The sequence below is a fragment of the Streptomyces sp. NPDC005898 genome (assembly GCF_040629635.1).
Lineage (GTDB): Bacteria > Actinomycetota > Actinomycetes > Streptomycetales > Streptomycetaceae > Streptomyces.
Map to the genome: position 1 here is coordinate 49542 of NZ_JBEXWC010000011.1, position 19350 is coordinate 68891.

15 protein-coding genes are annotated in these 19350 nt (G+C 71.3%); 9 read left to right on the forward strand and 6 right to left on the reverse strand.

Features of this window, described 5'->3' with window-relative positions:
- Positions 1-67: 67 nt before the first annotated feature.
- Positions 68-1606, reverse strand: a complete 1539-nt coding sequence (locus ABZ385_RS16945; protein ID WP_358911973.1) for a ricin-type beta-trefoil lectin domain protein — start codon at positions 1604-1606, stop codon at positions 68-70.
- 133 nt (positions 1607-1739) lie between these two features.
- On the opposite strand from ABZ385_RS16945, the gene ABZ385_RS16950 reads away from it, so the two are divergent.
- From ABZ385_RS16950 to ABZ385_RS16965, 4 genes are all read left to right on the forward strand, one after another.
- Positions 1740-3170: a class II fumarate hydratase gene (locus tag ABZ385_RS16950; RefSeq protein WP_358697954.1), complete on the forward strand. Its 1431-nt coding sequence runs from the start codon at positions 1740-1742 to the stop codon at positions 3168-3170.
- A 52-nt stretch (positions 3171-3222) separates the two neighbouring features.
- The gene (locus ABZ385_RS16955) at positions 3223-3912 is read left to right on the forward strand and encodes a DUF402 domain-containing protein (protein ID WP_358697953.1); all 690 of its coding nucleotides are present in this window, start codon (positions 3223-3225) and stop codon (positions 3910-3912) included.
- Between the two features lie 116 nt (positions 3913-4028).
- Positions 4029-4709 (forward strand): methyltransferase domain-containing protein, encoded by a 681-nt coding sequence (locus ABZ385_RS16960; RefSeq protein ID WP_358911974.1) that lies wholly within the window; start codon positions 4029-4031, stop codon positions 4707-4709.
- Between the two features lie 200 nt (positions 4710-4909).
- Positions 4910-6805 carry an ATP-binding SpoIIE family protein phosphatase gene (locus tag ABZ385_RS16965; protein ID WP_358911976.1) on the forward strand — a complete coding sequence of 632 codons (1896 nt, stop codon included), beginning with the start codon at positions 4910-4912 and terminating at the stop codon, positions 6803-6805.
- 103 nt (positions 6806-6908) lie between these two features.
- Here ABZ385_RS16965 and ABZ385_RS16970 read toward each other — a convergent pair whose 3' ends face one another.
- Positions 6909-9164 carry a transglycosylase domain-containing protein gene (locus tag ABZ385_RS16970; RefSeq protein ID WP_358581869.1) on the reverse strand — a complete coding sequence of 752 codons (2256 nt, stop codon included), beginning with the start codon at positions 9162-9164 and terminating at the stop codon, positions 6909-6911.
- Positions 9165-9464: 300 nt separating this feature from the next.
- Between ABZ385_RS16970 and ABZ385_RS16975 the strand changes: the two genes are divergently transcribed.
- Genes ABZ385_RS16975 through ABZ385_RS16985 form a run of 3 tightly spaced genes read left to right on the forward strand, consistent with a single transcriptional unit; the run spans position 9465 to position 13074 of the window.
- Positions 9465-9992 carry a PadR family transcriptional regulator gene (locus ABZ385_RS16975; RefSeq protein WP_358581872.1) on the forward strand — a complete coding sequence of 176 codons (528 nt, stop codon included), beginning with the start codon at positions 9465-9467 and terminating at the stop codon, positions 9990-9992.
- Positions 9989-10675: an ABC transporter ATP-binding protein gene (locus ABZ385_RS16980; RefSeq protein WP_358581874.1), complete on the forward strand. Its 687-nt coding sequence runs from the start codon at positions 9989-9991 to the stop codon at positions 10673-10675. Before ABZ385_RS16975 ends, ABZ385_RS16980 begins: the two co-directional genes overlap by 4 nt.
- Entirely contained in the window at positions 10672-13074 is a 2403-nt protein-coding gene (locus ABZ385_RS16985; protein ID WP_358581876.1) for an FtsX-like permease family protein, read from the forward strand. Before ABZ385_RS16980 ends, ABZ385_RS16985 begins: the two co-directional genes overlap by 4 nt.
- Before the next feature lie 33 nt (positions 13075-13107).
- On the opposite strand, the gene ABZ385_RS16990 is transcribed toward ABZ385_RS16985, so the two are convergent.
- Positions 13108-14052, reverse strand: a complete 945-nt coding sequence (locus ABZ385_RS16990; protein WP_358581959.1) for a LysR substrate-binding domain-containing protein — start codon at positions 14050-14052, stop codon at positions 13108-13110.
- 142 nt (positions 14053-14194) lie between these two features.
- Here ABZ385_RS16990 and ABZ385_RS16995 point away from each other — a divergent pair, with 142 nt between their 5' ends.
- Both ABZ385_RS16995 and ABZ385_RS17000 read left to right on the forward strand, forming a co-directional pair.
- Positions 14195-14749: a peroxiredoxin gene (locus tag ABZ385_RS16995; RefSeq protein ID WP_358581878.1), complete on the forward strand. Its 555-nt coding sequence runs from the start codon at positions 14195-14197 to the stop codon at positions 14747-14749.
- A gap of 15 nt (positions 14750-14764) precedes the next feature.
- Positions 14765-15295: an alkyl hydroperoxide reductase gene (locus ABZ385_RS17000; protein WP_358581880.1), complete on the forward strand. Its 531-nt coding sequence runs from the start codon at positions 14765-14767 to the stop codon at positions 15293-15295.
- A 78-nt stretch (positions 15296-15373) separates the two neighbouring features.
- On the opposite strand, the gene ABZ385_RS17005 is transcribed toward ABZ385_RS17000, so the two are convergent.
- The 3 genes from ABZ385_RS17005 to ABZ385_RS17015 all read right to left on the reverse strand — a co-directional run bounded on the left by ABZ385_RS17005 (position 15374) and on the right by ABZ385_RS17015 (position 19267).
- The gene (locus ABZ385_RS17005; RefSeq protein ID WP_358581882.1) at positions 15374-16675 is read right to left on the reverse strand and encodes an AI-2E family transporter; all 1302 of its coding nucleotides are present in this window, start codon (positions 16673-16675) and stop codon (positions 15374-15376) included.
- Positions 16676-16811: 136 nt separating this feature from the next.
- Positions 16812-17564 (reverse strand): lytic transglycosylase domain-containing protein, encoded by a 753-nt coding sequence (locus ABZ385_RS17010; protein ID WP_358581884.1) that lies wholly within the window; start codon positions 17562-17564, stop codon positions 16812-16814.
- 380 nt (positions 17565-17944) lie between these two features.
- Positions 17945-19267 carry a PhoH family protein gene (locus ABZ385_RS17015; protein WP_358581886.1) on the reverse strand — a complete coding sequence of 441 codons (1323 nt, stop codon included), beginning with the start codon at positions 19265-19267 and terminating at the stop codon, positions 17945-17947.
- Positions 19268-19350: the final 83 nt, after the last annotated feature.

Sequence of the window (19350 nt, forward strand, 5' to 3'; positions counted from 1 at the left end):
GGCGCACCCGCCAGGGGCGCGGGGAACGGCGCGGCCAGCCGCGACGCGCCCGCGGAAGGACGGCCCCTCAGGCGAACCGCTGATTCGCCGTCCCCCCACACTTCTGCAGCCGCAACGGCTCCTTGGCCCCCGCCAGGGTCAGACAGAGCCCGCGCGCGGCGGCGGCCCGCACGGTCCCGGCCTCACGGACGAACTTCTGGTTGCCGCCCCCGTGGCAGTTCCACAGGACGACGGCGGCGCCCTCCTTGTAGGCGCCGTCGGGCACGTCGAGGCACCGGTCCTGGGTCAGCCCGGTGTGCAGGGACTGCCGGTCGCCGTCGTACCACCAGGTCTGGTTGCGGTTGCCGGTGCAGTCCCAGCCCTGGACCTTGGTGCCGTTGCGGCTCTTCGAGGCGTCGACGTCCACGCACGTCCCCGTGCCCTCGTTCCTCAGCGGCTGGTACGCGTCGTCCCAGGCGCCCTTGTACAGCTTCGGGCCGCCCGTGCTCGCCGGGTCGGCGCAGCCCGCCTCGCGGTAGCCCGACTCCTGGAGCTGCGTCAGGCAGGAGGCGAAGGCGGCGTGGCCGCGGGCGTTGGGGTGGAAGGACTGGCGCACGGAGTTGGAGTCCGGCGGGAAGGGGTGGGTGACGTCCACGGAGAGGCCGCGCGCCCAGGTGTCCTCCATGCAGACCTCGTGGCCGTGGAAGAGGCGGGAGTTGTCGAGGTAGGTGGCGCCCGCCCGCCTCGCGGCCTCGCGCATGCCCGTCGCGAAGGTCGGCACCGCGTGGTTGCGGCCCCACTCGGTGTCCGAGTCGTAGCCGAGCCCGCCGCAGGCGAGCTTGCCCGGGAACGTGGGGTTGTCGCGGAAGTCCGGGCCGATCGGGCTCGGGTAGCCCATGGCGACGAGCCGGTAGTCGCCCTCCTGGTAGCCCGCGTCCCGCATGACCGTCCTCAGGTCGCGCAGGGACTGCTCGACCTTGGGCACGAGGGCGTCCACGCGCGCCTGCCAGCCGTCGTGGTACTTGCCGGCGCACGGCCCCTGGCTCAGCAGGTAGCGGGTCACGCAGTCGGTCATCACCGGTGAGAACTGCAGGTCGTCGTTGGCGCCGACGACGAGCAGGATCGTCTTGATCCTTGTGTTGCGCGCCTTGATGGCGAGGTTGTCGCTCTGCACCAGCTCGTCGGCGTACTGCTTCTGGCCGCCGATCCTGATGTTGACCGTCTGGGCCCCGGAACAGGCCACGTTGTACGTCACGTCGGCGGGGATGCCGGTGCGGTGGATCGCGGCGTCCGGCGAGCGGTGGCACCAGTTGTCCGGGCCGTCGGTGCCCGGTTCGTACGTGCCGACGCCCTCCCCGGAGATCTCGCTGTCGCCGAGCGAGATCAGACCCGTCTTGCGCTCCGCCATGGGGCGTTCGGCCGGGCCGCCGTACAGCTCGGTGGCCTCGGCCGCCCGGATCTTCTCCAGTTCCGGCGGAAGGGGCACCGCCGCGGACGTCCGGGCCCCGCCCCCGTCCGCCGCCTGCGCGGGTACGGCGGCCGCCGCGCCGAGCACGGTCGCCATCGCGGCGGCCGCCGCGAACGTCCCTCGCAGCCGGGCCCGTCCGCTGCGTCTGATGCGCTTCATCGCGCCTCCCCGGGTTGGTGTTACCCAGGGTTTTTACTGGTGGGTAGAGGTCTTGGGAATACCTGGAACAAGACAAGTGCTCAACTTTTCCGGGGCTTTCGACGGCCTCGGAGCGGAGAGGTAGGTTCACGGCATGACCAGCGACGCCAGCGACAGCGAGAACGGCACCGGCACCGGCGAGTACCGGATCGAGCACGACTCCATGGGCGAGGTGCGGGTCCCTGCCGGCGCCAAGTGGCGGGCGCAGACCCAGCGCGCGGTGGAGAACTTCCCCGTCTCCGGGCAGCGCATCGAGCGCGCCCACATCGCCGCCCTCGCCCGCATCAAGGCGGCCGCGGCCAAGGTCAACGCGGGGCTCGGGGTGCTGGACGAGGACGTCGCCGAGGCCATCGTGGCGGCGGCGGAAGAGGTCGCCGAGGGGCGCTGGGACGCGCACTTCCCCGTCGACGTCTTCCAGACCGGCTCGGGCACCTCGTCCAACATGAACACCAACGAGGTCCTCGCCACGCTCGCCACCGAGCGGCTCGGGCGCCCCGTCCACCCCAACGACCACGTGAACGCCTCGCAGTCCTCCAACGACGTCTTCCCGTCCTCGATCCACATCGCGGCGACGGGCGCGGTCACCGGCGAGCTGATTCCGGCCCTCGACCACCTCGCCGCCGCCCTGGAGCGCAAGGCCGAGGAGTTCGCGGACGTCGTCAAGTCCGGGCGCACGCACCTGATGGACGCCACCCCGGTGACGCTCGGCCAGGAGTTCGGCGGCTACGCGGCGCAGGTGCGGTACGGCATCGAGCGCCTGGAGGCCTCGCTGCCGCGCCTGGCCGAACTGCCGCTCGGCGGCACGGCGGTGGGCACCGGCATCAACACCCCGCCCGGCTTCTCCGCGGCCGTCATCGCCGAGGTGGCGCGGGCCACCGGCCTGCCGCTGACCGAGGCGCGCGACCACTTCGAGGCGCAGGGCGCCCGGGACGGCATCGTGGAGACCAGCGGGCAGCTGCGGACCATCGGCGTGGGCCTGACGAAGATCGCCAACGACCTGCGGTGGATGGCCTCGGGCCCGCGCACCGGCCTCGCCGAGATCAACCTCCCCGACCTCCAGCCCGGTTCGTCGATCATGCCGGGCAAGGTGAACCCGGTCATCCCGGAGGCCGCGCTGATGGTCGCCGCCCAGGTCACCGGCAACGACGCCACGGTCGCCGCGGCGGGCGCCGCCGGCAACTTCGAGCTGAACGTCATGCTTCCGGTCATCGCCAAGAACGTCCTGGAGTCGATCCGGCTGCTGGCCAACGTCTCCCGGCTGCTCGCCGACCGGACCATCGACGGCATCACCGCCAACCGCGAACGCGCCCGCGAGTACGCCGAGTCCTCGCCCTCCGTCGTGACGCCGCTGAACAAGTACATCGGCTACGAGGAGGCGGCCAAGGTCGCCAAGAAGTCCCTGGCCGAGCGCAAGACGATCCGCGAGGTCGTCCTGGAGGCCGGCTACGTCGACCGGGGCGACCTCACCAAGGAGCAACTGGACGAGGCCCTGGACGTGTTGCGCATGACCCGCCCCCAGGCGTGAAGGCTGTCGAGGGGCTCGGGACCGGCACCGGAGAGGCGTCTAATATCTGTCCATGACAGACCTCGACGGGAAGACGACGGACGGTGACGGTGCGGCGGCCCGGTGGGCCCCCGGCGACCACATCCTGTGGCGCTACCGGGAGAACGCCGGGGACCGCGTGCACATCTGCCGCCCCGTCACCGTCGTCCAGGACAGCCCGGACCTGCTCGCCGTGTGGATGGCGCCCGGCACCGAGTGCGTCAAGCCCGTGCTGGCCGACGGGACCCCGCTGCACCACGAGCCCCTCGCGACCCGCTACACCAAGCCGCGCGCGATCCGCAGGGACCGCTGGTTCGGCACCGGCGTCCTGAAGCTGGCGCGTCCCGGCGAGCCGTGGTCGGTCTGGCTGTTCTGGGACCAGGGCTGGCAGTTCAAGAACTGGTACGTGAACCTGGAGGAGCCCCGCGTCCGGTGGGCGGCCGGCGTCGACTCCGAGGATCACTTTCTGGACATCTCCGTGCGCCCGGACGGCAGCTGGCGCTGGCACGACGAGGACGAGTTCGCCGAGGCGCTGCGGGTGGGCCTGATGGACGCGGGAAAGGCCGCCGACGTGCGTGCGGCCGGGCGGGCCGCGCTTGACGTGATCCACGCGTGGGGGCCGCCGTTTTCGGACGGCTGGCAGCACTGGCGCCCCGATCCGTCCTGGGGCGTACCGCCCCTGCCGGATGACTGGGACCGTACGCCCGCGCGCGTGTCCTCATGAGACCCTTGATGCGCCCCCGTGGTTCAAACGTAGGATCGTCCTCCGCAAGGGCGCACAGTAACAACTCCGTGGGTTTGCGCGCTGTCTGACAGGAAGTCATCGAGGGGCGGCAGAACGTGAGCGAGGACCGCAGAGGCCAGGCCGAGGCCTTTGACGCCATCGGGCAGCAGTACGACGACGCCTTCGCGCGCAAGGAGGGCCAGCTCGCCGCCGGACGCGCTCTGGCCGACGCGCTGGCGCCCGGATCCCGCGTCCTGGACGTGGGCTGCGGCACCGGTCTGCCCACCGCCCGGCAATTGGCCGAGAAGGGCCACTCGGTCCTCGGCACGGACATCTCCTCGGGCATGCTCGCCCTGGCCGAAAAGAACGTACCGGCCGCCAAGTTCCGGCAGATCGACATCGCGGACCTCACGGCCGAGGGGCCCGACGGCGTCGGCCGGTTCGACGGCATCACCTGCTTCTTCGCCCTGCTGATGCTGCCGCGCCGGGAGATCCCCGGGGCGCTGCGGCGGCTGCACGGCCTGCTGCGGCCGCGAGGCCTGATGGAGCTGTCCATGGTCGAGGCCGATCTGGACGACGCGCCGATCCCGTTCCTGGGGCACACGATCCGGGTATCGGGATACCTGCGGGACGAACTGCGGCAGGTCGTGCGGGACGCGGGCTTCGAGATCACCGGCGAGGACACGTACTCGTACACTCCCGAGAGCACCGACGCCTCCCCGGGCCCGCAGTCCCGTGCGAGCAGGGAAGGCCCCAATCCGGAACATCAGATCTTTCTGCACTGCCGACGCGGCTGAGCGACGTGCAACGCTGGACGGCGCGCACGGCGCGCAGCCCCGGACGGACGGATTCAAGACGCGTGACGGAGCACCTCACCCCCCACGAGGGTCGCAAGGCACCAGCTGCCCGGCCGACCGCCCCCGCGGAGCCCCGCGGGGCGCTGCTGCGTTCCCGCGAGTCGCCACAGGGTGCGCGTGACACATCCCCGGGAGCATCGGTGCCGCCGACCAGTGAGCATTCCCAGCCGTCCGCCTCCGAGCCGGACCCGGGCCGGCCGCGGCCCGCCCCCGACGGCGTGCCGGCGCAGCCCGGTCCCGCGGGCCCGCCGGACGGCACGGAGCGCCGCACCGGTCAGCCGCGGCCCCCGGGCACCGGCCCGGCGGCGATGCGGCGCGACGGCGACCGGCTGCGCTTCGTGGGCGCCGCGACCCGGCGCATCGCCCGCGGCATCGACCTGGACGAGATCGTGATGGGCCTGTGCCGCGCCACGGTCCCCACGTTCTCCGACGCGATCCTCGTCTACCTGCGCGACCCGCTGCCCGTCGGCGACGAGCGGCCCACGGGCCCGCTGGTGCTGCGCCTGCGCCGCACCGACCGGCTGCGTTCCCTGGAGGAGGGCACCGAGGAGCAGCCCGGCGCCGAGGGCGGCACGCTGCCCACGCTCCAGGTGGTGCGGCCCGACGTCACCGATGTGACGGGCACCGCCGAGCTGTGCGAGGTGCGGCACGGCGGCGCGCTCGCCGAGGTGCTGCGCGGGGTGCGGCCGGTCTTCGCGGACTCGGCGGCGGCCCGGGCGGCGCTGCCCGAACTGCTCGGCGAGGGGCGGACCGTGCCGACCGGCCGGCGGGCCATCCTCGCGCCGCTGCGGGGCCGCCGCAGGGTGATCGGCGCGGCCGTGTTCCTGCGCCGCCCGGACCGCCCCGCGTTCGAGGCGGACGACCTGCTCGTCGCCGCCCAGCTGGCCACGCACAGCGCGCTCGGCATCGACAAGGCGGTCCTGTACGGCCGCGAGGCGTACATCGCCGACGAGTTGCAGCGCACGATGCTGCCCGAGACGCTGCCGCGCCCGACCGGGGTGCGGCTCGCCTCGCGCTATCTGCCGGCCGCCGAGACCGCCCGCGTCGGCGGCGACTGGTACGACGCGATCCCGCTGCCCGGCAGCCGGGTCGCCCTGGTCGTCGGCGATGTCATGGGGCACTCCATGACCTCGGCGGCGATCATGGGCCAGCTGCGGACGACCGCGCAGACCCTCGCGGGGCTCGACCTGCCGCCCCAGGAGGTCCTGCACCATCTGGACGAGCAGGCCCAGCGGCTCGGCTCGGACCGGATGGCCACCTGCCTCTACGCGGTCTACGACCCGGTCTCGCACCGCATCACCATCGCCAACGCCGGACATCCGCCGCCGGTGCTGCTGCACCTGGGCGGGCGTGCCGAGGTGCTGCGGGTGCCGCCGGGCGCGCCCATCGGGGTGGGCGGCGTGGACTTCGAGGCCGTGGAGCTGGACGCCCCGGCGGGCGCCACGCTGCTGCTGTACACGGACGGCCTCGTCGAGTCCCGGCTGCGGGACGTGTGGACCGGCATAGAGCAGCTGCGCGAACGCCTCGCGGCGACCGCCCAGCTGACGGGTCCGGACCATCCGCCGCCCCTGGAGGCGCTCTGCGACGAGGTGCTCGACATGCTCGGGCCGGGCGACCGGGACGACGACATCGCGCTGCTCGCCGCCCGCTTCGACGGCATCGCGCCGAGCGACGTCGCGTACTGGTTCCTGGAACCGGAGAACGCGACACCGGCCCGCGCCCGCAGGCTGGCCCGCAGCGCGCTGGTCCGCTGGGGCCTCGAAGAGCTGACCGACTCGGTGGAGCTGCTGGTCAGCGAGGTCGTGACGAACGCCGTGCGGTACGCGTCGCGGCCGATCACGCTGCGGCTGCTCCGTACGGACGTACTGCGCTGCGAGGTCGGCGACGACGTCCCGCAGCTGCCCCGACTGCGCCAGGCACGCGCCACCGACGAGGGAGGCCGCGGCCTGTACCTGGTCAACAAGATGGCGCGGCGCTGGGGCGCCACGCGGCTGAGCACCGGAAAGGTGGTCTGGTTCGAAGTGAACCGGAGCTAGCGCGCACAGTGCCTCCGTACAGGGCACAGCGCCCGTACGGGGAAGGCGCCCGGAACCTCGAAGGTTCCGGGCGCCTTTCCTTTCGCCGTGCGCGGGGCGGCCGTCAGTCCCTGCGGGGCCCGCGGTCGTCGGGATCGTCGGGGATCTCGATCGTCTCCGTGGGCATCGGCTCGTGCGTGGGCGGCTTGGACGACGGGCTCTGCGACGGCGGCTTGGACGACGGCGTCTGCGACGGCGGCTTGGAGGACGGGCTCTGCGTCGGAGGCTTGGACGTGGGGTCCTTCTCCGGCTTCGTCGGCGTGCTCGACGGCTTGGCCGGCTCCTTGGACGGCGTGGGCTCGGGGGGCGGCGCGATGGCCGCGCCCATGTTCGTGTCGAGGTCGAACTCGCTCGGCGAGCCCATCGCGTCGAACGTGTACGCCGCCCAGATCTCGGCCGGGAAGCTGCCGCCGTCGACGCGCGGCCGGCCGCCGGCGCCCTTCATGGAGACCTGCTTGTTCTTCTCGGGGGTGCCGGGGGCGCCCTCGCCGAACAGGCCGACGGAGGTGACCAGCTTCGGCGTGTAGCCGGTGAACCAGGCCGACTTGTTGTCGTCGGAGGTACCGGTCTTGCCGGCGACGTCCTGCGCGGGGTTGCGCACCGCGTGGCCCGTGCCGTCGTCGACCACGCCGGTCAGCACGGAGGTCAGCGAGTCGGCGGTGCCGCGCTTGACCACCTCCTCGCCGATCGGGTCGGGCAGGTCGATCGTGCGGTCCTTGTGCTCGACGGAGCCGACGAGGGCCGGGGTGACCTTCTTGCCGTGGTTGTCGAGCGTGGCGTAGACGCCCGCCATCTCCAGCGGGCTCGCGCCCATGGAGCCGAGGGTCTGGGCGGGTACGGCGGGCAGGCCCTTCACGTCCATGCCGAGCTTGCCGGCCGTCTCCATGACCTTCGGCATGCCGACGTCCACGCCCATCTGCGCGAAGACGGAGTTGATGGACTTGTTCATCGCCTTCTGCACGGTGACGGGACCGTAGTCGACGTGGTCCTCGTTGGGCGGTGCGAAGGCGACGTCGCTGCCCCGGACCGGGCGCCCGCTGGTGCCGTCGTAGACGGTGCTCGCCGTGATCGGCGTGCCGTCCCGCGTGGTGGCGCCCTCCTCCAGGGCCGCGGCGAGGATCAGCGGCTTGAAGGTGGAGGCCGACTGGTAGTCGCGGCGGGTGGCGTTGTTCGTGAAGTGCTTCACGTAGTCCTCGCCGCCGTACATGGCGAGCACCTTGCCGGTCTTCGGGTCGACGGACGCCGCGCCCGCCTGGACGCGGGCGTCGGCCTTGTTGTGCTTCCGGTCGAGCTTGTCGTTCAGCTTCCTGTCGACGGCCTGTTCGAGCTGCTTCTGCTTCTTGGGGTCGATGTTCAGCGTCACGGTGTAGCCGCCGGCCTCGAACTCGGCCTCGGTGAGGCCGCTGTTGCGCAGGACCTCCCGCTTGGCCTCCTCCACGAGGTAGCCGATCTGTCCCTCGCGGCCGGGCGGGGGCTTGGGCGGCTCGGGCTTGGGGAAGACGAGTTTCGCCCGCTTGCCCGCGTCGAGCCAGCCCTCCTCGACCATGTTGTCCAGGACGTAGTTCCAGCGCTGCTTGACGAGCTTCCTGCCGGTCGGCGTGGCGGAGGTCCAGTCGTACTGGCTCGGGGCCTGCAGGAGGGCGGCGAGATAGGCGCCCTGGTCCACGTCCAGTTCCTTGGCGTCGATGCCGTAGTACGCCTGGGCGGCGGCCTGGATGCCGTAGGCGCCGCGGCCGTAGTAGCTGGTGTTGATGTAACCCGCGAGGATGTAGTCCTTGCTCTTCTCGCGGTCCACCTTCAGCGAGATGACCAGCTCCTGCAGCTTGCGGCTGACGGTCTGGTCCTGGCTGAGGTAGTAGTTCTTCACGTACTGCTGGGTGATCGTGGAGCCGCCCTGCTTGCCCTTGCCGGTCACCGTGTTGAGCACACCGCGGGCCGTGCCCTTGAAGTCGACGCCCTCGTCCTTGTAGAAGGACTTGTTCTCGGCGGCGACGAAGGCCTTCTGGACCGGCTTCGGGACCTTGGACAGGTCGACGATCTCGCGGTTCACGTCACCGGTGCGGGCGATGACGTCGCCGTTGCTGTACCGGTACACGTTGCTCTGCATCTTCGCCGCGGCATTCCCCTGGGGAATGTCGACGACCATGTACAGGATCACGAAACCGAGTATGCCGAGCAGGCAGAACCCGAGGAACGTCCCGAGGAGCTTCTTCCAGGTGAAGAAGCGGCGTATGCCGGTGCGCTTGCCGCCGGACGGGCGCCCGCGCGCTGCCCTGCGGGCACCGCGCGTCCGCGCTTGTCGTTCTTCGGCTCGGCCCATGACTGAGAGTGCTCCGCTTCCGTCTCGTACGAGCCGTACGCCTCGTACGTCCCGTCTTCTCACTGGCAAGTCAGCTTGTCTTTGGTCAGCTCATGAAGCTAACACCGCACCTGGGGACAAAGGTCATCCGATCCGGTCTTTTGCGGACGTGACAATGAGCACCCGCCCTTAGGAACCGACGTTTTCCGGCCCCGGAAGGTTGCCCTCTTCTCGCACTCGTGATCTCCGGGAGAAATGCGGGAGCCCGCTCTACACGGGGCGTATACATCGCACGTATACACACGATGTAGAGTGCTCGGCATGTCCATTGGCCACACCCTTCTGGGTCTTCTGGAGTCCGGTCCCCGGCACGGCTACGACCTCAAGCGCACCTTCGACGCGAAGTTCGGGCACGACAAGCCGCTGCACTACGGGCAGGTCTACTCGACCATGTCCCGCCTGCTGAAGAACGGCCTCGTCGAGGTCGACGGCATCGAGGCGGGCGGCGGTCCCGAGCGCAAGCGCTACGCGATCACCGAGGCCGGCATCACCGATGTCCAGCGCTGGCTCGCCACCCCCGAGAAGCCGGAGCCCTACCTCCAGTCGACCCTCTACACCAAGGTCGTCCTCGCGCTCCTCACCGGCCGCGACGCCGCCGAACTCCTCGACGTGCAGCGCGCCGAACACCTGCGCCTGATGCGCGTCCTCACCGACCGCAAGCGCAAGGGCGACCTCGCCGACCAGCTCATCTGCGACCACGCGCTCTTCCATCTCGAAGCCGATCTGCGCTGGCTGGAACTGGCCGCCGCGCGCCTCGGCAGGCTCGCCCAGGAGGTGCGCCCCGCATGACCCCCGCAGGTTCCCTTCTCACGGCGCGCGCACTGCGCAAGGCCTACGGACCCACGACCGCCCTCGACGGCGCCGCCTTCTCCATCCACCCCGGCGAGGTCGTCGCCGTCATGGGCCCCTCGGGCTCCGGCAAGTCGACCCTGCTGCACTGTCTCGCCGGGATCGTCCGCCCCGACGAGGGCTCCATCACCTACGACGGCCGCGAACTGACCGGCATGCCGGACGCGGCGCTCAGCGCGCTGCGCCGCGGCGAGTTCGGCTTCGTCTTCCAGTTCGGGCAGCTCGTGCCGGAGCTGACCTGCGTCGAGAACGTCGCCCTGCCGTTGCGGCTCAACGGTGTGAAGCGCAAGGACGCCGAGGCGGCCGCCCGCACGTGGCTGGAGCGCCTGGAGGTCGACGACGTCGCCGCCAAGCGCCCCGGCGAGGTCTCCGGCGGCCAGGGCCAACGCGTCGCCGTCGCCCGCGCGCTCGCCCCCGGCCCGCGCGTCGTCTTCGCCGACGAACCGACCGGCGCCCTCGACTCGCTCAACGGCGAGCGCGTCATGGAACTGCTGACCGACGCCGCCCGCTCGACCAACGCCGCCGTCGTCCTGGTCACCCACGAGACCCGGGTCGCCGCCTACTCCGACCGCGAGGTCGTCGTGCGCGACGGCAGGTCGCGCGACATGGAGCCCGCCCTATGAGCCGGGCCACCCGCGCCGGGGCACGCACCGCGCCCCCTCCGCCGGCCGCCCCGGCGGGCAGCCGCGGCGTGCTCCACGACCTCGCCCTGGGCATACGTTTCGCCGTCGGCGGGGGCCGTGAGGGCTGGACCCGCACGATCCTGACCGCCGTCGGCGTCGGCCTCGGCGTGGCCCTGCTGCTCGGCGCGTCCTCCGTGCCGAACCTGCTGCAGAACCGTGAGAACCACACGGCGGCCCGCTCCGGCGACGACTTCTCCGGCAGGCCCACCGAACGGAGCGACTCCACCGTCCTCCAGCGGGACGCCCCGACCGACTTCCGCGACTCCACGGTGGGCGGCCGCGTCCTGCGCGCCGAGGGCCGGCACCCGGTCCTGCCGCCCGGCCTGGAGAAGATCCCGGCGGACGGCGAGATGGTCGTCTCGCCCGCCCTGCGCGACCTCCTCGACAGCGCCGAGGGCGCCCTGCTGAAGGAGCGCTTCAGCGCCTACCGCGTCGTCGGCACCATCGGCGACGCGGGCCTGGTCCACCCCCAGGAGCGCTACTTCTACGCGGGCTCCGCCGCCCTGACCCAGGCCAAGGGCGGCCACCGCGTCGCCGAGTTCGGCCACCAGGAGCCCGCCGAACCCTTCGACCCGCTGCTGGTCGTCCTCGTCGTCCTGATGTGCGTGGTCCTGCTGACCCCGGTCGTCATCTTCATCGGCACCGCCGTCCGCTTCGGCGGCGAGCGGCGCGACCGGCGCCTCGCCGCGCTGCGCCTGGTCGGCGCCGACGCCCGCACGGTGCGGTGGATCGCGGCGGGTGAGGCCCTGTGCGGCGCGCTGCTCGGTCTCGCCGTGGGCGGTGTGCTGTTCCTCGCCTCGCGGCAGCTGGTCGGCACGGTCGACATGTGGCAGATCAGCGCCTTCCCCGCCGACCTGACGCCGGTGCCCGCGCTCGCCGCACTGGTCCTCGCGGCCGTCCCGGTCACCGCCGTCGCCGTCACGCTGATCTCGCTGCGGGCGGTGTCCATCGAGCCGCTGGGCGTGGTCCGCAGCGCCAAGGTCCGCAGGCGCCGGCTGTGGTGGCGCGTGCTGATCCCGGTCCTCGGACTCGGCATCCTGCTGGCCTCGGGACGCGCCGGGGGCGACTACGCGCCACCGGTCCTCGGCATCGGCGCGGGCGCGACCCTGACCCTGGTGGGCCTCGCGGCGCTGCTGCCCTGGCTCGTCGAGGCGAGCGTGTCCCGGCTGCGCGGCGGCCCGGTGCCCTGGCAACTGGCCGTACGACGGCTCCAGTTGAGCAGTGGCACGGCGGCCCGCGCGGTGAGCGGCATCACGGTCGCGGTGGCCGGCGCGGTCGCCCTGCAGATGCTGTTCGGCGCGATGCACGACGACTTCAACCGGGTGACCGGGGTGGACACCGCCCGCGCCAAGATCTCCGTGCGCGCGGACGTCGGCGACGCCGCGCTCGCCGACGAGATGATCGAGGGGTTCCGTGCGACCAAGGGTGTCAGGCGGGTCATCGCCACGGTGAGCACGTACGCGGTCAAGCCCGGCAAGCTCGCCGGCGAGAACCCCATGCGGCCCACCACGGAGCTGACCGTCGGCACCTGCGCGAACCTGCGCGAGCTGGCCCGTATCGGCGACTGCCGGGACGGCGACACCTTCGTCGTGCACACCGGGGACAAGGAGATGAACCGGTGGGTGGACCAGTCGGCCCGCCCCGGCAAGCAGCTCGACCTGAACCCCGTGAGCTGGGACGAGCCCGGCCACCGGCACCAGTTGTGGACGCTGCCCGCCGACGCGCGCGAGGTCCGCGCCCGGCCCGACCCGGGCGGCGAACTCCACGACGGCGTCTACGCCACTCCGGGCGCCGTCGATCGGGCCAAGCTGGTCGACGCCACGACGAGCGCCATGATCCAGATCGACCCGGACGTCCCGGACGCCGAGGAGTACGTCCGCAACACCGCGGCCCGCCTCGACCCGTTCCTCGGCGTGATGACGCTGCGCGAGGTCGAGCGCGACCAGCAGTACGCGACCGTGCACACCGGCCTCCAGGTCGGCGCGCTGGCGACGATGACGCTCATCGCGGCCTCGATGCTGGTGTCGACGCTGGAGCAACTGCGCGAGCGCAGGCGCCTGCTGGCGGTGCTCAGCGCCTTCGGCACGCGGCGCGGCTCGATGGCGTGGTCGGTGCTGTGGCAGACGGCGATCCCGGTCGTGGTGGGCCTCGCGCTCGCCGTCGTGGGCGGCCTGAGCCTCGGTCATGTCATGGTCCGCATGATCCGGAAGTCGGTCACCGACTGGTGGCTGTTCGTGCCCCTGACCGCGGCGGGCGCGGTGCTGGTCGCCCTGGTGACGCTGCTCAGCCTGCCGCCGCTGTGGCGGATGATGCGGCCCGAGGGCCTGCGCTCGGAGTAGCCCCTTGCGGCAGGCGGCTGTCGCCGGTGCGGGTCACACCACCCGCACCGGCAACGGCCGCACCGCCCCCCGCAGGGCCTGCGCCAGCTCCTCGTACTCGGCGGCCCGCGCGGCGCCCGTCCGCATGGCGAGCGCGATCCGCCGGGTCGGCGCCGGGTCGGCGAAGTACCCGGTGAGCAGCTGGTTGCTGCGGCTGGTCTCCACGCGCACGGCGGTGCGCGGCAGCAGCGTCACCCCGAGACCGCCGGCGACGAGCTGGACGAGCGTGGAGAGCCCGGCGGCGGTCGTGGTCACGGGGGCGTCCGCGCGGCCCGCCTCCCGGCAGATGTCCAGCGCCTGGTCGCGCAGGCAGTGCCCCTCGTCGAGCAGCAGCAGGTTCAGCTCCTTCAGCGCCTCGCGGGGGATGCCCTCGCGGCCGCCGAGCCAGTGGTCGAGCGGCGTGACGAGCACGAAGTCCTCGTCGAAGAGGGGCAGCTCCGTCACCCCCGGGACGCCGAGCGGCACCGCGAGCAGCAGCAGGTCGAGCCGTCCGGCCGTGAGCCCGTCGAGCAGCGAGGAGGTCTGCTCCTCGTGCACCTGGAGGTCCAGGTCCGGGTAGGTCTCGTGGACGAGCGCGATCACCGTCGGCAGCAGGTACGGTGCGACGGTCGGGATCACGCCGAGGCGCAGCGCCCCGGTGAAGGGCGCCTTGACGGCGTCCGCCTCCTCCAGGAGCGCCTCGACCTCGCCGAGGACGGCCCTGACCCGTACGGCCAGGCGTTCCCCCGCCGAGGAGAGCAGCACCTTGCGGGTGGTGCGCTCCAGGAGCTGGACGCCCAGGGCCTCCTCCAGGGCGGCCACGGCGCCGGAGAGCGCGGGCTGGCTCATCCCGATCGCGGCGGCGGCGTCCCTGAAGTGCAGATGTTCGGCCACCGCGGCGAAGGCGCGCAGCTGCGCCAGGCTGGGCTGCCTGCCGCCGTTCTGCCTGCCCCTATTTATGGCTCTCACTGATAGCCACCTCCGATCAACACGACCCACTCTAGCTATTTCCCTAATCAATGCCCCCTGTGCCACCATCGGCATCAGTCCAACCCCCCAGGAAACTCCTCAAAAGGGCGTTTCTCTGTCGCAAGGAGTACGTGTGCTCACTGTCGGTGACAAGTTCCCCGAGTTCGACCTGACCGCCTGTGTCTCCCTGGAGAAGGGCGCGGAGTTCGAGCAGATCGACCACAAGACCTACGAGGGCAAGTGGAAGATCGTCTTCGCGTGGCCCAAGGACTTCACCTTCGTGTGCCCGACCGAGATCGCCGCGTTCGGCAAGCTGAACGACGAGTTCGCCGACCGTGACGCCCAGATCCTCGGCTTCTCCGGTGACTCCGAGTTCGTGCACCACGCCTGGCGCAAGGACCACCCGGACCTGACCGACCTGCCCTTCCCGATGCTGGCCGACTCCAAGCACGAGCTGATGCGTGCCCTCGGCATCGAGGGCGAGGACGGCTTCGCGCAGCGCGCCGTCTTCATCGTCGACCAGAACAACGAGATCCAGTTCACGATGGTGACCGCCGGTTCCGTGGGCCGTAACCCCAAGGAGGTCCTGCGGGTCCTCGACGCCCTGCAGACCGACGAGCTGTGCCCCTGCAACTGGAGCAAGGGCGACGAGACCCTCGACCCGGTCGCGCTGCTCTCGGGCGAGTGAACGGGAGCTACTGACATGGCACTCGACGAACTGAAGTCCGCCGTACCGGACTACGCCAAGGACCTGAAGCTCAACCTCGGCTCGGTCATCGGCAACAGCGACCTGCCGCAGCAGCAGCTGTGGGGCACCGTGCTGGCCTGCGCCATCGCGTCCCGCTCCCCGCGGGTGCTGCGCGAGCTGGAGCCCGAGGCGAAGGCGAACCTCTCCCCCGAGGCGTTCACCGCCGCCAAGTCGGCCGCCGCCATCATGGCGATGAACAACGTCTTCTACCGCACGCGCCACCTGCTCTCCGACCCGGAGTACGGGACCATGCGCGCCGGTCTGCGGATGAACGTCATCGGCAACCCGGGCGTGGAGAAGGTCGACTTCGAGCTGTGGTCCCTCGCGGTCTCCGCGATCAACGGCTGTGGCCAGTGCCTGGACTCGCACGAGCAGGTCCTGCGCAAGGCCGGCGTCGACCGCGAGACCATCCAGGAAGCCTTCAAGATCGCCGCCGTCATCCAGGCGGTCGGCGTCACGCTGGACTCCGAGGCCCACCTCGCCTGATCACCAGGCACAGTCGGCCCAGAACACGGAAAAGGGGCCCGGAACCTATGGTTCCGGGCCCCTTTCCCGTGTGTCGGCCTACTGCTGCGGCGGCGGATCGGAGGCGGAGACCTCCGTCGCCGTGGCGCCCCGGGGCCGCGGCGCCTGCTTCAGCGCGGCCTCGCGGGAGTACGCGCGCAGATAGCCGACGACCGTGTTCGTGACGGCGACCAGCGGGACCGCCACGACCGCCCCGCCGATCCCGGCGACCATGCCGCCCGCGGCGACGGAGAGGATCACCGCCAGCGGATGCACCCGCACCGCGCGGCCGAGGATGAACGGCTGCAGGATGTGCCCCTCGATCTGCTGCACGGCGAGGACCACCAGCAGCGCCATCACCGCGGTGAACACGCCCTGCGTCACGAGCGCGACGACGACCGCGAGGGCGCCGGAGACCACGGCGCCGACCAGCGGCACGAACGAGGCCAGGAAGATGATGACGGCCAGCGGGACCGCCATCGGCACCCCGAGGAAGTAGATGCCGAGGCCGATGAAGATGGCGTCGATCATGGCCACTATCACCGTGCCGCGCACATAGGCGGTGAGCGTGCGCCAAGCCCTCGGGCCCGCGCCGGCGATCCCCGGCCGCGCCTGGGCCGGCACCAGTTTGAGGAACCACTGCCAGATGCGCCGGCCGTCGTACAGCAGGAACAGCGTCGAGAACATCGCGAGCAGGATGCCGGTCAGCGCCTCGACGATGACCGTGACGCCTTCGAGGCCCGCGGAGGTCAGCTCCTCGGTGTTGGCGCCGACCGCGTCACGCAGACTCGTGGCGATGTCGTTGATCTGGTCCTCGGTCACGTGGAAGGGGCTGTTGAGCAGCCACTTGCGCAGGTCCTCGATGCCGTCCTGGACCTGCCCGGACAGCTTGTCGGCGTTCTCCATGACCTGCCAGACCACGAACCAGCCGACCAGGCCCATGATGACGAAGCCGAGGATCGCCGTGACCGCGGTCGCCAGGCCGCGCGGCAGACCGATCCTGCGCAGCCGGGCCACCGTGGGCTGGAGCAACGCGGTGATCAGCAGCGCGGCCACGAAGGCCAGCACCACGAGCTGCACCGCGCTGATGACCTTCATCAGGACCCAGAGCGTGCCCGCGAGGACCAGCAGCCGCCAGCCGGCCTCGGCGGCGACCCGCATCCCCCACGGCACGGCCGCCGCGGGGTCGGGTCTGGCCGCCACGTCCGGTGCGTACGCGGGCGGCGGCGGCACCTGCTCGTGCTCCGCGCCCGGCACGTCGTCGGACTCGTCGATGTCCTTGTCGCGCTGCTCGTTCAACTTCTGGCCCACCTCGCTCAGTCCGGCTCCCAGCCGGCCGAGCCACCCTGGCATTCGCGACATGATCCGTCCTCTACCCCCGTCTTTCCCCACCACTCCCCCCGCGGCTGTCCGCACCGACCGTACACGGGAGAGACCCCCCACCGAAGGACGGTGGAGGGTCTCCCGAGTCGAGCGCGGTACGGCCGCCGATCGTGGCCTAGTACCAGTGGTTGTTCTGCCAGAAGCCCCAGGCGCCGCACGGGCTGCCGTAGCGGTCGTTCATGTAGTTCAGGCCCCACTTGATCTGCGTGGCCGGGTTGGTCTGCCAGTCGGCGCCCGCCGAGGCCATCTTGGAACCGGGCAGCGCCTGGACGAGGCCGTAGGCGCCCGAGGAGGCGTTGGACGCCTTGTAGTTCCACGTGGACTCGTGGTTGACGATGTTGCTGAAGCACTGGAACTGGTCGCCGGGGACCATCTGCCGTGCCATCGCCTGGACCTGGGCGACCGTGTAGGAGCCCTGCGGCGAGAAGTCACCGGCGTCGCGGGTGGAGGAACGGCTGGCCTTGGTCTCGGCCTTCTCCTCGCGCTCCTTCTCCTTCTTCGCGGCGGCCTTCTGCGCCTTCTCGGCCGCCTCCGCCTTCTCCGCGGCCTTCTGCTTCTCGATCGCCGAGGCGGCGGCCTGCTTGCGGGCCTCCTCCGCGGCGGTCTTCTTGGCGGCGGTGTCGGCGGCCATGGCCTGCGCGTCGGCCTGCTGCGTCAGGGACGCGGTCTGAACCTGGGCCTGCTGGCCCGAGGGGATCTCTGCGAGGAGGGTCGCGTCGCTCGCCGCTGCCTCGAAGTCGTTCGAGTTCGAGGGCTGGGTGTTGCCCGAGGCGACACCCACGACGGCTCCGACGGTGGTGACCGCGGTGGCGGACGCCACGGCGAATCCCCGGACCGAAATCCGGCTCACACGGTTTCCTTCCAGCATCGCCCGCATAGGTGACCTCGCGGACGCAATCGTGCCCCTGGCGCTGGCCTCCGCTTGCGATCGGTCACGGGAGGCACGGGCCCGGTGGACAACTCCCCCAAGGGGAGCGCCGCGTGGTGCTCGGGCGGCATGCGACGGCCACTATGAAGTTCTGGGGTTCAGTACCGCTGGGGGTACAGGTGTGTCGCATGCGGGGCCTGACAGGACTGAGACTCTGCCCCAGCCGGACACCGCAAGGCAATTCTCCGTTGCGTGGGAAAGCTCACACCCCGTTTGCCCCAGGAGTTTTTCGGAAAGAGGCGCGCACGACAACGCCGCCCGGCTAGGCTCCTTGGCTTCACCGGACGGCGTCAATTGCCGGGCATACAGCGTGAACTGACTCAGATGTGACCGTCCTCCAGCATTTCGGTCACCAGGGCCGCGATCTGCGAGCGCTCCGAACGGGTGAGGGTCACGTGTGCGAAGAGCGGATGCCCTTTCAGTTTCTCCACGACGGCCACCACGCCGTCGTAGCGCCCCACTCGGAGGTTGTCGCGCTGGGCGACGTCATGGGTGAGGACGACCCGGGAGTTCGCCCCGATGCGGGACAACACCGTCAGCAGGACGTTCCGCTCCAGGGATTGGGCCTCGTCCACGATCACGAACGCGTCGTGCAGCGAGCGGCCGCGGATGTGGGTGAGCGGCAGCACCTCCAGCATGCCGCGCGCGGTGACCTCCTCGATGACCTCCTTGCCGGCCACCGAACCGAGCGTGTCGAAGACCGCCTGCGCCCAGGGGCCCATCTTCTCGGCCTCGGTGCCGGGCAGATAGCCCAGTTCCTGGCCGCCGACCGCGTACAGCGGGCGGAAGACCATCACCTTCTGGTGCTGTCTGCGCTCCAGGACGGCCTCCAGGCCCGCGCAGAGCGCGAGCGCCGACTTGCCGGTGCCGGCGCGGCCGCCCATCGAGACGATCCCGATGTCGGGGTCCAGGAGCAGATCGAGCGCGATCCGCTGTTCGGCGCTCCTGCCCTTGATGCCGAAGACCTCCCGGTCGCCGCGCACGAGCCGGACGTTGCCCTCGGCGGTGACGCGGCCGAGGGCCTTGCCCCGCTCGGACTGGATGGTCAGGCCGGTGTGGACGGGCAGGCCGGCGGCCTCGGGCACGTACAGGTGGTCCTCCTCGAAGAGGAGGTCCACCTGCTCCGCCGTCAGGGCCAGTTCGGACATGCCGGTCCAGCCGGAGTCCGTGATGGCCAGTTCCGCGCGGTACTCCTCGGCGAGGAGCCCGACGGAGGACGCCTTGATCCGCAGCGGCAGGTCCTTGGAGACGACCGTGACGTCGTATCCCTCCGCCTGGAGGTTGCGCGCGACGGCGAGGATCCGGGAGTCGTTGTCCCCCAACCGGTAGCCGGCCGGGAGCACGCCGGGATCGGAGTGGTTGAGCTCGACGCGCAGCGAGCCGCCCAGGTCCCCGAGGGGGATCGGGGCGTCCAGGCGGCCGTGCCGGACGCGGAAGTCGTCCAGCAGGCGCAGGGCCTGCCGGGCGAAGTAGCCGAGCTCCGGATGGTGCCGCTTGGCCTCCAGCTCCGTCACCACGACGACGGGCAGCACGACTTCGTGCTCGTCGAAGCGGGTCAGGGCGTTCGGGTCGGCCAGCAGGACGCTGGTGTCGAGAACATAGGTGCGCCTGTCGGGCATGCGGCGCTTTGTGCTGGTCACCACGGAAGGACGTACCCCCTCGGATGAGGTCGGGGAGCGACGGGAGGGAATCCGGGCGGACTGGCGGGTGTGATCCAGGCCGGACG

Coding starts and splice junctions, on each gene's coding strand:
- ABZ385_RS16950 (WP_358697954.1), top strand. CDS start 1,740: ATGACCAGCGACGCCAGCGACAGCGAGAACGGCACCGGCACCGGCGAG.
- ABZ385_RS17000 (WP_358581880.1), top strand. CDS start 14,765: ATGGCACTCGACGAACTGAAGTCCGCCGTACCGGACTACGCCAAGGAC.
- ABZ385_RS17010 (WP_358581884.1), bottom strand. CDS start 17,564: ATGCTGGAAGGAAACCGTGTGAGCCGGATTTCGGTCCGGGGATTCGCC.
- ABZ385_RS16945 (WP_358911973.1), bottom strand. CDS start 1,606: ATGAAGCGCATCAGACGCAGCGGACGGGCCCGGCTGCGAGGGACGTTC.
- ABZ385_RS17005 (WP_358581882.1), bottom strand. CDS start 16,675: ATGTCGCGAATGCCAGGGTGGCTCGGCCGGCTGGGAGCCGGACTGAGC.
- ABZ385_RS16955 (WP_358697953.1), top strand. CDS start 3,223: ATGACAGACCTCGACGGGAAGACGACGGACGGTGACGGTGCGGCGGCC.
- ABZ385_RS16985 (WP_358581876.1), top strand. CDS start 10,672: ATGAGCCGGGCCACCCGCGCCGGGGCACGCACCGCGCCCCCTCCGCCG.
- ABZ385_RS16970 (WP_358581869.1), bottom strand. CDS start 9,164: ATGGGCCGAGCCGAAGAACGACAAGCGCGGACGCGCGGTGCCCGCAGG.
- ABZ385_RS16980 (WP_358581874.1), top strand. CDS start 9,989: ATGACCCCCGCAGGTTCCCTTCTCACGGCGCGCGCACTGCGCAAGGCC.
- ABZ385_RS16975 (WP_358581872.1), top strand. CDS start 9,465: ATGTCCATTGGCCACACCCTTCTGGGTCTTCTGGAGTCCGGTCCCCGG.